This window comes from Vibrio fortis (assembly GCF_000695685.1).
Lineage (GTDB): Bacteria > Pseudomonadota > Gammaproteobacteria > Enterobacterales > Vibrionaceae > Vibrio > Vibrio fortis_A.
This window is the reverse complement of record NZ_JFFR01000002.1, coordinates 802697-816706: the sequence shown is the minus strand read 5'-3', so window position 1 is coordinate 816706 and position 14010 is coordinate 802697. Positions and strand designations below refer to the sequence as shown.

The window sequence follows — 14010 nt, the reverse complement described above, 5'->3', positions numbered from 1 at the left end:
AACGCTCCGCTAGGGGCGTTTTTTATTGCACATACAAAAACGCCCTGTTTTAAACAGGGCGTTTTAGATAAGAGCAGTAAATGAATAGCGACTACTTTGTTTGGCTAGTTTCTACCGGTACTACGGAGCTTGCGTGTGAGCCTTTCGGGCCGCTTTCAACTTCGTAATCGACTTGTTGCCCCGCCTTGAGTGTACGGTAACCCTCCATCTGTATCGTTGAATAGTGAGCAAAAATGTCACCTTCTTCACCTTCTGGACAAATGAAACCAAACCCTTTGGCATTGTTAAACCATTTTACTGTACCTGTAGCCATGCTATACATCCCTCATGCATTTTGTTACTGATGTTGTTTATATCAACTTTAAAAAGTGTCATTGATACGATTCTGAAACGACGAAAATTATCGTCATTGTTCTGAACTTCTACATTGCTGACATGAAATATCGCTGCCTTGCGTAATTATTCCGTGTTGTTAAATTTTAATGTAAAAAAACCTTTTAGCTCCAATGTAGCTAATGATTGAGCACAGTCAATAGCAAATTGGTAGAAAATTGATCATTTTTAATAACAAATCACACCTGAGAATCTGAACTATTTATTAACTTGTTTGTAACTTAAGGGCGCAAATATTTGTTTTGCGTATGTTTATGCTGCCTTTTTAATCAATCACATATGTTAATCGACGCAATAGGCATCTTTTATTTGCAGCAAGGTAAATGGTGGATTAGGCTCAATGTATGGGTTTGATTTTTGGTCTCGTTTTCTAACACCGTTTCTTAGTACACCCTAAACGGTGAATGTGGTAGATTTAAGTATCGCACATGTCCGATTTCCAAAAATAACCTTAGCAAAGCTAACATGAGTAGAAACTTTGAATGGGCGGCTCCAGGCTCTGATTTACTGGAGAAAGAAAAAACGAAAGTTAAGCCACCGGCAATGTATAACGTCGTACTTAATAACGATGATTACACGCCAATGGACTTTGTAATCGAGATCCTAGAGCGATTCTTCTCACTAGATATCGAGAAAGCAACGGAAATTATGCTCAAGGTTCATTATGAAGGTAAAGCTATCTGTGGGACTTACAGCGCAGAGATAGCGGAAACAAAAGTAGCGCAAGTGACGATGTATTCAAAGGAAAATGAGCATCCGCTACTATGTACAATGGAGCAAGCTTAAAGACTTGTTCGGACAACACTGTTGTTCCCTTAGGAGGTACTTATGCTGAATAAAGAATTAGAATCAAGCTTGAATGGCGCTTTTGCTCGAGCGCGAGAAAAGCGACATGAGTTTATGACTGTCGAGCACCTCCTACTTGCATTATTAGAAAATGATGCGGCTAAGGAAGCGTTATTGGCATGCCAAGCCGATCTTGATGCCTTGCGTAACGAACTCGATATCTTCATCGATCAAACCACTCCTCTTATCCCAGAAAGCGACGAAACGCGTGAAACTCAGCCAACACTTAGTTTCCAGCGCGTACTGCAGCGTGCTGTTTTCCATGTTCAATCATCGGGTCGCAGCGAAGTAACCGGTGCTAATGTTTTGGTTGCTATCTTTAGTGAGCAAGAGTCTCACGCAGCTTACCTGTTGAAGAAGAACGATATCAGTCGCTTAGATATTGTTAACTTTATTTCTCACGGCATCACCAAAGCAAGTAATGAAGGCGATAGTGCTTCATCGTCTGACTCGTTTGGTGCTGAAAATGCAGAAGAGGCGAGTTCAGAAGACAGACTTGAAAATTTTGCGACTAACCTTAACGAAGTGGCGAAGAAAGGTAACATCGATCCACTGATTGGTCGTGATAAAGAGCTAGAACGCACAATCCAAGTACTATGCCGTCGTCGTAAAAACAACCCTCTACTCGTTGGTGAAGCAGGCGTAGGTAAAACTGCGATTGCTGAAGGTCTTGCGTGGAGAATTGTAGAAGGCCAGGTGCCCGAAGTGATTCAAAGCAGCGTTATCTACTCATTGGATATTGGTTCTCTACTTGCGGGTACTAAATACCGTGGTGACTTTGAGAAGCGTTTTAAAGCGATTCTGAAACAGCTAGAGAAAGAAGAAGACGCAATCCTATTCATCGATGAGATCCACACCATTATCGGTGCAGGAGCAGCATCGGGCGGCCAAGTAGATGCAGCAAACTTAATTAAACCTCTACTGAGTAGCGGTAAGTTACGTTGCATTGGTTCAACGACTTATCAAGAGTACAGTAGTATTTTTGAGAAAGAGCGTGCATTGTCTCGCCGCTTCCAAAAAATTGATATTGTTGAGCCATCACTTGATGACACAACTAAGATCCTTATTGGTCTTAAGCCTAAGTACGAAGCGCATCACGAGGTTCGCTATACCAATAAAGCGCTGCGTGCTGCAGTAGAGTTATCGGCTAAATATATTAATGAACGCCACCTTCCTGATAAGGCAATTGACGTTATTGATGAAGCGGGTGCTCGTAGTCGCCTAGCTCCAGCAAGCCGCCGTAAGAAAACGGTTAGCGTTGCTGATATTGAGTCTATGGTTGCTAAGATGGCTCGTATCCCTGAGAAGTCTGTCTCTTCTTCGGACAAAGACATTCTGCAAAACCTAGATGACCGTATGAAAATGTTGGTGTTTGGTCAAGATACGGCAATCGATGCATTGAGTGAGGCGATTAAGCTTACACGTGCGGGTCTAGGTGCAGATAACAAACCAGTAGGTTCATTCCTGTTCGCTGGCCCAACAGGCGTAGGTAAAACGGAAGTGACAGTACAACTATCGAAACTGATGGGTATTGAGCTACTGCGTTTTGATATGTCTGAATACGGTGAGCGTCACTCGGTGAGCCGTTTGATTGGTGCGCCTCCTGGTTATGTTGGTTATGATCAAGGCGGTCTATTGACAGATGCGGTTATCAAAAACCCTCACTCTGTTGTACTGCTAGACGAGATCGAGAAAGCGCATCCTGATATCTTTAACTTACTACTGCAGGTAATGGATAACGGTACTCTAACGGATAACAACGGACGTAAAGCGGATTTCCGTAACGTGATCCTAGTGATGACAACCAACGCGGGTGTGGCTGAAACAGAGAAGAAATCGATCGGCTTGATCCAGCAAGATCACGCGCCAGATGCGATGGGTGCAATCAAGAAAGTGTTCACTCCAGAGTTCCGCAATCGTCTTGATAATATCATCTGGTTTAACAGCTTAGATCCGACTGTGATTAGCCAAGTGGTTGATAAGTTCATTGTTGAATTACAAGTTCAGCTAGACGCTCGTGGCGTGTCTCTGGAAGTATCAGAAGATGCTCGTCACTGGTTAGCTGAGAAAGGTTACGACAAAGCGATGGGTGCTCGTCCAATGGGGCGTGTGATTCAAGAGCAGCTTAAGAAGCCTCTGGCAAATGAATTGCTGTTTGGTAGTTTAGTTGACGGTGGTACTGTGAAAGTAACGCTGAAGAAAGATGAGCTTCAATTTAGCTACGTTGGTGCGAAAGAAGAAGTGATGCACTAGTCATTCTCTTTTATAAACATCAATCTAAAACGTACGGCTTCGGTCGTGCGTTTTTTTATGTTTTGAAGATACGAAATACGAAGAGAGACGGAGAAAGATAGAGAAAAGTGGTTAAGGCAAAGCGCTAAATGTCAGGCAATAAAAAACGGAGCACTAGGCTCCGCTTCTTATCGTATTCACTAATGAGACATTAACGAGCACGGAAGACGATGCGGCCTTTAGAAAGGTCGTATGGAGTCATCTCAACAGTTACTTTGTCACCAGTAAGAATACGGATGTAGTTCTTACGCATTTTACCAGAGATGTGTGCTGTCACTACGTGACCGTTTTCAAGCTCAACACGGAACATTGTGTTTGGTAGAGTATCAAGGACAGTGCCTTGCATCTCGATTACGTCTTCTTTAGCCATCTAATCCTCTTTCGACATTTGGCGGTTTTCAACGGCGATGATTGTGCCGTCAAAATCAAATTATGTAAAGTTGTGGCGTATTCTACCCTTGCCACACTTGATTTACTAGCCTTTGATGACGTTGAAATCGCACTTTATAGTTCATAGCGGGGCATTCGTCGATTTGATAACCCAAATAAAGCCACTGTTTTTGGAGTTGTTGAGCATGTTGAATTTGAAACAAAACTCCCAGTGTGCCTAGCGATAAATCGATCTCAGGGTCGAAAAAGGTATAAAACGCACTGGTGCTTTGACTCATCACATCAGTAACGGCAATCGCCACCAATTTTTCATCTTGGTAGATGTGTAAATATTGAGTATTTAACCAATCGTTTTTTGAAAACTGCAAAAATTCATCTTTTTTCGGTGGATACATAGTTCCTGAACGATGGCGAGCGGTAATATAACGGCTATACAGGTCAAACCACGCCTCATCCATTTGCGGTTTCATGACCCACTTAAATGACTTGGCTTTATTTAGAAGACGCTTCTGGCTTTTCGAAAGCTGTATCTCTGGAATGGATAACCTCAATGCGTGACACGAAGAGCAATTATCGCAATGAGGTTTGTATATGGTTGCGCCACTGCGACGGAAACCGTTGGCCAATAGAACTTCATAGTTATCAGGTGTGTGCATGTGTTCGTCGAGAGTAACAGCCACACGCTCTTGCCGCTCTGGTAGGTAGCTACAACTATGATTATCGGTTAATCCGATTCTGATCTGATGTAAGCCTGAACTCATTCCGAACAATCCTCGAGCCATTGTGGTTGAAAGCACTCTGCTGCAATAGAACGCTCTTTTAATAATGACAGAGATTCTAGAAAAGTCTCTCTTTCGATCTCCATTGCACCGAGCGACTCCAAATGAGGGTTCATTACTTGGCAATCAATCAGTTGTCCGCCATGTTGTGAGAAGTGACGGCAAAAGTACCATAGGGCGATCTTCGACGCGTTGGTCTGAGTACTAAACATCGACTCACCACAAAAAAGCTCACCACGAAGGATGCCATACAAACCACCGACCAACTCGTCTTCGTTCCACACTTCAACGGAGTGACAATGTCCCATTTTCGCCAGTTCGATGTAAGAGCACTGCATATCTTGGTTTAACCATGTCTCTTCAGCGGGGCGTAGCGATGAACATAGGCCAATCACTTTGTCGGTGGCTTGGTTGATGCTTACACGATACTTGTGTTTACGCTGAAATTTTTTGAGACTTTTAGCCGGTTGAAATGTCTTAGGATTAAATACGGCTCGCGGAGCTGGGCTCCACCAAAGGATAGGCTCGCCAGGTCCGTACCATGGAAAAATGCCATGACTATATGCATTGAGAATACGCGCAGGAGAAAGGTCGCCACCAAAAGCCAGTAATCCGTTTGGATCATCAAGCGCTTCAAATGGTGAAGGGAATTCTATACTAGTAGTATCCAACTCTGTTAAGTATATAGTCATTGCTATCGCTTATAGATTCACATAGACCAAAGGTCGTTAGGAGTGTTGTCATGAAGAAATTGCTTTGGATTTTACTGTTTTTGCCTCTTATAGCAAATGCAGCCTATAACAGGAATCAAGCTCGACCGGTCAATGAGGTTGTGTATGGTGAGATTGATACCGTGCGTTATATCACTCAACAGGAGATTGTAGAGTCAAAAGCCAATGGTTGGGAAACGCTGCTTGGCGCGGCTATTGGTGGTTTGATTGGTAACCAGTTTGGTGGCGGTACCGGTAAAGAAGTGGCGACAGCCGTCGGTGCAGTGGCGGGCGCAGGTATCGCAAGAAACAGAGCCAATACTCAATATCGAGTTGAGTATAAGCTTGTCGAGTTATTGGTGAAAACCGACGACAATAAGCTGATCAATATCATTCAAGATGTCGACAGCTCGATGCTTTTCTCTCGCGGTGATGACGTAAGAATTCTGTACTTCTCAGACGGTGTACGTGTTGATCTAGCGTACTAGTTTGAAATTACACTTCGTTTGGTGACTGATTGAGGTTTTTCTGGTCGATTTGCTCTGGAGTTCATCGAAAAAGTTCGTTAGTCTGCAATTACGAAGAATTATTCATCGCCTGAAAATAAATCGAAGACGGTCAGTCAGGTGATACAAGGATTAAATAGATTTAATGGAAAGCCTTACGTTACAACCAATACAAAAAGTGAGTGGGGAAGTTAACCTACCTGGCTCAAAAAGTGTTTCTAACCGAGCGTTGCTACTTGCAGCACTTTCGAGTGGCAAAACACGCCTAACTAACCTTCTAGACAGTGACGATATTCGTCATATGCTGAATGCTTTAACTAAGCTAGGTGTTAGCTACCAACTGTCAGATGACAAAACGGTTTGTGAAGTTGAAGGTCTTGGTGGTGCATTCGCAAGCCAAGAGGCGTTAGAACTGTTTCTTGGTAACGCGGGCACGGCGATGCGTCCACTTGCAGCAGCACTATGTTTAGGTTCTGGTGAATACGTATTGACGGGTGAGCCGCGCATGAAAGAGCGCCCGATTGGCCACTTAGTGACTGCTCTACGAGAAGCTGGCGCTGACGTTGAATATTTAGAAAATGAAAACTACCCGCCATTGAAAATCAAAGGCACGGGCTTGAAGAGCGGTACCGTATCAATTGACGGTTCGATCTCTAGCCAATTCCTAACAGCTTTTCTAATGGCTGCACCTTTAGCTGAGGGTGAAATCACCATCAAGATTGAAGGTGAGCTGGTATCTAAGCCTTACATCGACATTACTCTACATATCATGAAACAGTTCGGTGTTGATGTGATTAACAACGACTATCAAGAGTTCGTTATCCCAACTGGCCAGCAATACGTTGCGCCGGGCGATTTCCTTGTAGAAGGTGATGCCTCATCAGCATCTTACTTCCTAGCTGCTGCAGCGATCAAAGGTGGTGAGATCAAGGTAACGGGTATTGGTAAAAACAGTATCCAAGGTGATATTCAGTTTGCAGACGCACTCGAAAAAATGGGTGCTGAGATTGAGTGGGGCGACGATTACGTTATCTCTCGTGTTGGTCAGTTAAAAGGTATTGATATGGATTACAACCATATTCCTGATGCCGCGATGACGATTGCAACTACAGCCCTGTTTGCTGAAGGTACAACGGCGATTCGCAATGTATACAACTGGCGCGTAAAGGAGACCGATCGTCTTGCTGCAATGGCGACAGAACTACGTAAAGTAGGTGCAGAAGTGGAAGAGGGTGAGGACTACATCATTGTTCAGCCTGTTTCTGAGCTTAAACATGCGGCAATCGATACGTACGACGATCACCGCATGGCAATGTGTTTCTCTTTGGTTGCGCTGAGCGATACCCCAGTGACGATTAACGATCCTGGTTGTACGTCGAAGACTTTCCCAGACTACTTTGACAAGTTGAAAATGCTTAGCCAGTAGTTCATTGGAAATCAAAAAAGCTTGCTCAAGGGCAAGCTTTTTATTTGGTAGTGTGGCTCTGTCTATGTCGACTTATCTGAAGCCGCTTTTGTTAGAGCTCTATTTTTCTATTGGAGCGCTATTGTTGTAGTGTGAACTCTTTAGACAGGTGGTGCGCTAGGTACTTGAACATGTTGAATACTGCGGTGGTATTTTCGGTCGGTAGACCATTGCCGTCCAAGAAGTATTCGCCTTTGAATACTAATACATCATCTTTCTCTGTAACGCTATCTGCGCGCATTCCCTCTATATAGTTAGCGTGAGATTGAATGACTTGGTTTGCGATAAGCAGAAGGTCGAACTCTGTGATTGCTTGTTTACTCATTGAGATTCTCTAATAACGATGGATAGATGGAGTTTAGAGCGACAGAGTAGAAATTCAATGACCTGACCCCAAGTCGAATAGGAGTTTTCGATTTTATGTTCGATATTTTGTGATTTATGACAAAAATAATTGAACAGGGCTCGCCATTGAAACATAGACAAGATTAGTATGACCCCGTTTATATAAGAAGCTTGAAAAACAGGCGTTTTGAAGTACGGTTTGATTGTACTTTAGTCTCAAATCCTATTGTGCCCCTTTTCTCAGCTGAGTCGCTGAATTGTCGAGCGATCAGATCCAATTTTGAAAAAAGCGGTTGATCTTCTTTTAATCTCGCACAATAGTAAAAAAAGAAGCAATGAATTTAGAATATCATGCGTAAAAGCCCACAGTTGATTTGTTGGTGCTGAAGCATCGTGATTAAGGACGTTAGTGTCAATATGGGTAAATCGCTCGTTATAGTGGAGTCGCCAGCCAAGGCAAAAACTATCAATAAATATCTTGGCAAAGACTTTGTCGTTAAGTCGAGTGTAGGTCACGTACGTGACTTACCAACGGCGGGACAAAGCACAGGCAAGAAGGCGGCTGCTGTTTCAACAAAGGGTATGAGCCCAGAAGAGAAAGCTCGTATCAAGAAAGAAAAAGATCGCAAAGCACTCATCAAGAAGATGGGTATCAACCCATATAAAGATTGGGAAGCGAACTATCAGGTTCTGCCAGGCAAAGAAAAAGTCGTGGCTGAACTCCAAAAGCTAGCTGAGAATGCAGACCATGTATATCTCGCAACCGATTTGGACCGCGAGGGAGAAGCTATCGCATGGCACCTTCGTGAGATCATCGGTGGCGATGAAGCGAGATATAAACGAGTAGTATTTAACGAGATCACTAAGAACGCGATTCAACAAGCGTTCGAAACTCCGGGTGAGCTCAATATTGATGGCGTAAACGCTCAACAAGCGCGTCGATTCATGGACCGTGTTGTAGGCTTCATGGTTTCGCCACTACTTTGGAAAAAAGTAGCACGTGGTCTTTCTGCAGGCCGTGTACAGTCGGTAGCCGTTAAGCTGTTGGTAGAGCGTGAGCGCGAGATCAACGCGTTCATTCCAGAAGAGTTCTGGGATATCCACGCTGATACGCAAACAGGCGACAAAACAGATTTCCGTCTTCAGGTCGCTCAGAAAGCAGGTGTTGCTTTCAAGCCTGAAAACGAAGAACAGACAAAAGCAGCACTGAGTATTCTAGAAAAAGCAGAATACGAAGTGTGCAAGCGCGAAGACCGCCCAACTAAGAGCAAACCTTCAGCACCTTATATTACGTCGACGCTACAACAAGCCGCGAGTACTCGCTTGGGTTATGGCGTTAAGAAGACGATGATGTTGGCTCAGCGACTCTATGAAGCGGGTTACATCACGTATATGCGTACTGACTCGACGAACTTGAGCTCAGAAGCTGTAGATATGGCGCGTGAGTACATTAACTCTGAGTTTGGCGATAAGTATTTACCAGCTAAACCACTTGTTTACGGCAGCAAAGAGGGCGCACAAGAGGCGCACGAAGCAATCCGTCCATCAAGTGTTGATGTTAAGTCTGAAGACCTAAAAGGCGTTGATGCTGATGCTCACAAACTGTACTCATTGATCTGGAATCAATTCGTCGCGTGTCAAATGACGCCAGCACAATATGATTCAACAACAATCAGTGTAAAAGCAGACGAGTACACTCTGAAAGCTAAGGGGCGTATCCTTAAGTTTGATGGTTGGACTCGTGTACAACGCCCTATGGGTAAGAACGATGACACTATCCTGCCATCAGTTGAGCTAGGCGATAAGCTTAAACTTGTGACGCTTGATCCTAAGCAGCACTTTACTAAGCCACCTGCACGCTACACTGAAGCTGCTTTGGTTAAAGAGCTTGAAAAACGTGGTATTGGTCGACCATCGACTTACGCATCAATCATCTCAACGATCCAAGATCGTGGCTACGTGAAGGTTGAGCAGCGTCGTTTCTACGCTGAAAAAATGGGTGAGATTGTTACTGACCGTCTCGACCAGAGCTTTAACGACCTGATGAACTATGACTTTACTGCTCGTATGGAGCAGAAGTTAGACCAAATCGCGGAAGGTGAAGCGAACTGGAAAGGCGTTCTAAACAACTTCTTTACAGACTTCACCGGTGATCTAGAAAAAGCGGACCTTGACGAAGCTGCGGGCGGTATGAAGCCAAACCACATCGTAGAGACTGATATTGAGTGTCCTACGTGTGGCCGTAACATGGGTATTCGTACTGCTTCTACCGGTGTATTCCTTGGCTGTTCAGGTTATGCATTGCCACCAAAAGAGCGTTGTAAGACAACGATCAACCTTGGTGATGAAGAAGGCATTATCAATGTTCTTGAAGAAGACGTTGAAACCGCAGCACTGCGAGCTAAGAAGCGTTGTCCTATTTGTGAAACAGCGATGGACGCTTACCTGATCGATGATAAGCGTAAGATGCACGTTTGTGGTAACAACCCGAACTGTGATGGTTACGTTGTAGAGCACGGCGAGTTCAAAGTTAAAGGCTACGATGGTCCTGTTGTTGAATGTGACAAGTGTGGTTCAGATATGGTTCTGAAAAACGGTCGCTTCGGTAAATACATGGACTGTACCAACGACGATTGTAAGAACACACGTAAGATTCTGAAAAACGGTGAGGTTGCGCCACCGAAAGAAGACCCTGTTCACTTCCCTGAGCTTCCATGTGAAAACTCAGATGCGTACTTTGTACTGCGTGACGGTGCCTCTGGTCTATTTATGGCGGCAAGCAACTTCCCTAAATCACGTGAAACGCGTGCACCATTAGTGGAAGAGCTGGTTCGCTTTAAAGAAAGAATCTCGCCGAAGTTCCAATACCTAACGACAGCACCTGTTGCTGACCCAGACGGTAAGCCAACAGTGGTTCGCTTTAGTCGTAAGACCAAAGAGAACTACGTACGAACCGAAGTCGACGGCAAACCTTCTGGTTGGACAGCGCTATTTATTGACGGAAAATGGGAAGTCACAGATAAGCGCAAAAAGCCAAAAGAAAAATAGTAAGTAAAAAAGCAGCCTAGTTTGGCTGCTTTTTTTTGTGTTGAATATGAGTTTCTATGCAACACAGTGCAATAATTGTCTCAAGGCTGAAAAAATAATTCTTTTGAGGTGTGAAATAATTTAGAAAAGAAAGTATGATTTCTTTGCGAGCGTTAACATTAATGTAACTAAATTAAAATATTGTAATTAGCAGATCAGTATTTTGATGTAGAAGGCATGTGTTTTCATTGTTAATGTAATGTTTCTGAAAGTCTGTGTAATGTGAGCTGCTTTGAGACTTAGAAAAGCAATCGTTTCACATACCACAGAATGGCATATTAAAAATTGAAATCGACTGAAAAGTCGATAACGTATATAAAACCAAGTGCAAAGCATAGTGCACATATAACAACGTTTGGCTTAGTATTTTGTCACTGAATATGAATGGATATGTACTAAGTGCCTAAAATAAGAGTTGGTGCTTACCCCCATAGGCTTACCCCTAAACTAAGTACCAACATCGACAAGCTATAAATATATGGAGAATAAAATGGCTGGTGTATTGGGAATGATTCTTGCTGGCGGTGAAGGCTCTCGCTTAAGACCTTTAACTGAATCTCGCAGCAAACCCTCGGTTCCATTCGGCGGAAGCTACCGCTTAATTGATTTTGCTTTAAACAACTTCGTAAATGCAGATCTTATGAAGATCTACGTTTTGACACAGTTTAAGTCGCAGTCACTATTCCACCACATGAAAAAAGGTTGGAATATCAGTGGGATAACAGATAGATTCATCGACCCAATTCCTGCGCAGATGCGTACGGGTAAGCGTTGGTATGAAGGTACGGCGGATGCGATTTATCAAAACCTTCGCTTCATGCAACTAGAAGAACCAGATCAAGTTTGTATCTTTGGTTCTGACCACATCTACAAAATGGACATTAAGCAAATGCTTGATTTCCATAAAGAGAAGAAAGCGGCGCTGACGGTTTCTGCTCTACGTATGCCTTTGGCTGAAGCATCAGAGTTCGGTGTTATCGAAGTTGATGCGGAAGGGCGTATGATCGGCTTTGAAGAGAAGCCTGCAAATCCTAAGTCAATCCCTGGCGACCCTGATTCGGCACTCGTTTCAATGGGTAACTATGTATTTGAAGCGAACGAACTGTTTGCTGAACTGGTAGAAGATGCAGATCGCGAAGGCTCATCTCATGACTTTGGCAAAGACATTATTCCAAACATGTTCCCGCGTGGTGACGTGTTTGTTTATGACTTCAGCACCAACCGTATTACTGGTGAGAAAGAGGAAGTTTACTGGCGCGATGTGGGTACGATTGACGCTTACTGGCAGGCACACATGGATCTGCTAGAAAAAGATGCGCCATTCTCTCTATACAACCGTAAATGGCCTCTTCACACTTACTACCCGCCACTACCGCCGGCAACCTTTACAGATTCTGCAAACGGACGAGTACAGATCATTGATAGCTTAGTATGTAACGGTAGCTATGTACGCGGCTCTCGAATCGAGAAATGTGTGCTTGGTTTCCGCAGTAATATTGCATCCGCCTGTGATATCAGCGAAAGTATCTTACTTGGTGACGTTAAAGTAGGTGAGGGCTGTGTTCTTCGCCGTGTTATCGTCGATAAAGATGCAGATATTGCACCGGGCACTCAAATCGGTGTGAATCTGAAAGAAGATAAAAAGCACTACCATGTTTCAGAAGATGGTGTTGTAGTAATCCCTAAAGGAGCACGAGTTGGTTACTAAGACTCTCTCGGTACTTTTTGTAGCGTCTGAAGTTGAAGGTTTAATTAAAAGTGGTGGCTTGGCTGATGTAGCCAAGGCACTGCCGAAAGCGTTACAAACACTCGAACAGGACGTTCGAGTGACCATCCCCGCATATAGCAAAATCCTGAATATCGAATCAGCTGAAGTTATCCTATCGACTGAACTCGATCACTGGCCTCATACGGCTTATCAAGTTAAAAAGTTAAGCGTTGAAGGCGTCCAAGTCTTTGGTATTGAATGTCCACAATACTTTGATCGCCCTGAGATGTACGCAGAGAACAACCAAGCTTATGCTGACAATGGCGAAAGGTTCGCGTTTTTTAGCGCCGCTTGTTTAGACATGCTGCCAAAGCTTGGTTTCCAGCCTGATATTGTGCATGCCAACGATTGGCACACTGGCTTTGTTCCATACCTGTTGAAGTCTCGCTATCAAGAGCACGATTTTTTCAAAGAGATACGCAGTGTTATTTCGATACACAATGCCGTCTTTAAGGGCGTGTTCTCTTATGATGAACTGCAGAATTTACCAGAAATGCACGGTCGATATGTGCCTGAAGCTGCAGTAAGTGACACTCATGTCACCATGCTAAAGGCCGGTGTGATGTGTGCAGATAAGATCAATGCCGTTAGCCCGACGTATGCTGAAGAGCTAAAAACAGAGCTTGGAAGCCACGGTATGGCGCGAGAGTTCCAGCAACGTTCTGATGACCTGTTTGGTATTCTAAACGGCTGTGATTACGGTTCATGGAACCCAGAGACGGATGCGTATCTACCGCGCAAATACAAAGCAACGAAGCACAGTATGGCTCGAGGTAAATCCGCGTGTAAGCAAAAGCTGCAGCAAGAAGTTGGTTTACCTGAGTCTGATTGCGCCGTGTATGGCATGGTATGTCGCCTGACTAACCAGAAGGGTGTTCACTACTTAATTCCGATCATTGAAGAGTTCCTCAAGAATGAGCTGCAAATCGTGATTGTGGGTACAGGTGATCCCGTATTGGCAAGTCAGCTAAAAGAGCTTTCTGCGCTGCATTCAGAGAAGTTTTCGTTTGTTGAAGCTTACAACAACGAGTTGGCTCACTTGGTTGAAGCCGGTTCAGACTTCTTCTTAATGCCATCTGAATTTGAGCCTTGTGGTTTGAATCAGATTTATAGCATGGCTTATGGCACTCTACCTATCGTTCGCTCAGTAGGCGGTTTAAAAGACAGCGTTAATCATTACGATGACAACCCTGAACTGGCCACAGGCTTTGCTTTTAGCGAGCCAACCCCTCAGGCTTTACTCTCGGTATTGCATCGCTCTCTGTTGCTTTATGCACAAAAACCTGCAGAAGTGCGTCGCGTTCAGCTCTATGCAATGCAACAGAACTTTTGCTGGGAAGATGCTGCTAAATCCTATTTAGAGATGTATCACACCGCGTTGTAATCTGTGCATTTGAAAAGTAAGGTGTTCCATTGTGAACACCTTTTT

The 14010-nt window shown here is 44.0% G+C and carries 12 protein-coding genes; 7 read left to right on the top strand and 5 right to left on the bottom strand.

Features of this window, described 5'->3' with window-relative positions:
- Nucleotides 1-91: 91 nt before the first annotated feature.
- Nucleotides 92-313 (bottom strand): cold shock domain-containing protein CspD, encoded by a 222-nt coding sequence (cspD, locus tag VFDL14_RS19125; RefSeq protein WP_032549456.1) that lies wholly within the window; start codon nucleotides 311-313, stop codon nucleotides 92-94.
- 545 nt (nucleotides 314-858) lie between these two features.
- Between cspD and clpS the strand changes: the two genes are divergently transcribed.
- Nucleotides 859-1179 (top strand): ATP-dependent Clp protease adapter ClpS, encoded by a 321-nt coding sequence (gene clpS / locus VFDL14_RS19130; protein ID WP_032549455.1) that lies wholly within the window; start codon nucleotides 859-861, stop codon nucleotides 1177-1179.
- A gap of 42 nt (nucleotides 1180-1221) precedes the next feature.
- On the top strand, nucleotides 1222-3492 hold the full coding sequence (gene clpA / locus VFDL14_RS19135; protein WP_032549454.1) for an ATP-dependent Clp protease ATP-binding subunit ClpA: 2271 nt from the start codon (nucleotides 1222-1224) through the stop codon (nucleotides 3490-3492).
- Between the two features lie 190 nt (nucleotides 3493-3682).
- Here clpA and infA read toward each other — a convergent pair whose 3' ends face one another.
- The 3 genes from infA to aat all read right to left on the bottom strand — a co-directional run bounded on the left by infA (nucleotide 3683) and on the right by aat (nucleotide 5392).
- The gene (infA, locus tag VFDL14_RS19140) at nucleotides 3683-3901 is read right to left on the bottom strand and encodes a translation initiation factor IF-1 (protein WP_001040192.1); all 219 of its coding nucleotides are present in this window, start codon (nucleotides 3899-3901) and stop codon (nucleotides 3683-3685) included.
- Nucleotides 3902-3983: 82 nt separating this feature from the next.
- The gene (locus VFDL14_RS19145) at nucleotides 3984-4682 is read right to left on the bottom strand and encodes an arginyltransferase (RefSeq protein ID WP_032549452.1); all 699 of its coding nucleotides are present in this window, start codon (nucleotides 4680-4682) and stop codon (nucleotides 3984-3986) included.
- On the bottom strand, nucleotides 4679-5392 hold the full coding sequence (gene aat / locus VFDL14_RS19150; protein ID WP_032549450.1) for a leucyl/phenylalanyl-tRNA--protein transferase: 714 nt from the start codon (nucleotides 5390-5392) through the stop codon (nucleotides 4679-4681). Before aat ends, VFDL14_RS19145 begins: the two co-directional genes overlap by 4 nt.
- A 50-nt stretch (nucleotides 5393-5442) precedes the next feature.
- Between aat and VFDL14_RS19155 the strand changes: the two genes are divergently transcribed.
- Both VFDL14_RS19155 and aroA read left to right on the top strand, forming a co-directional pair.
- A complete protein-coding gene (locus VFDL14_RS19155) occupies nucleotides 5443-5898 on the top strand; it encodes a glycine zipper 2TM domain-containing protein (protein ID WP_032549448.1) in 456 nt (151 codons plus the stop codon).
- A gap of 163 nt (nucleotides 5899-6061) precedes the next feature.
- Nucleotides 6062-7342 (top strand): 3-phosphoshikimate 1-carboxyvinyltransferase, encoded by a 1281-nt coding sequence (gene aroA / locus VFDL14_RS19160; protein ID WP_032549447.1) that lies wholly within the window; start codon nucleotides 6062-6064, stop codon nucleotides 7340-7342.
- 118 nt (nucleotides 7343-7460) lie between these two features.
- Here aroA and VFDL14_RS19165 read toward each other — a convergent pair whose 3' ends face one another.
- Nucleotides 7461-7706 (bottom strand): YciN family protein, encoded by a 246-nt coding sequence (locus tag VFDL14_RS19165; RefSeq protein ID WP_032549446.1) that lies wholly within the window; start codon nucleotides 7704-7706, stop codon nucleotides 7461-7463.
- 437 nt (nucleotides 7707-8143) lie between these two features.
- Here VFDL14_RS19165 and topA point away from each other — a divergent pair, with 437 nt between their 5' ends.
- The 3 genes from topA (at nucleotide 8144) to glgA (ending at nucleotide 13965) form a co-directional block, all read left to right on the top strand.
- Nucleotides 8144-10774 carry a type I DNA topoisomerase gene (gene topA / locus VFDL14_RS19170; protein ID WP_032549444.1) on the top strand — a complete coding sequence of 877 codons (2631 nt, stop codon included), beginning with the start codon at nucleotides 8144-8146 and terminating at the stop codon, nucleotides 10772-10774.
- A 517-nt stretch (nucleotides 10775-11291) separates the two neighbouring features.
- Nucleotides 11292-12521: a glucose-1-phosphate adenylyltransferase gene (glgC, locus tag VFDL14_RS19175; RefSeq protein ID WP_084181813.1), complete on the top strand. Its 1230-nt coding sequence runs from the start codon at nucleotides 11292-11294 to the stop codon at nucleotides 12519-12521.
- Nucleotides 12511-13965 (top strand): glycogen synthase GlgA, encoded by a 1455-nt coding sequence (gene glgA / locus VFDL14_RS19180; protein ID WP_032549442.1) that lies wholly within the window; start codon nucleotides 12511-12513, stop codon nucleotides 13963-13965. The genes glgC and glgA overlap by 11 nt, the downstream gene beginning before the upstream one ends.
- Nucleotides 13966-14010: the final 45 nt, after the last annotated feature.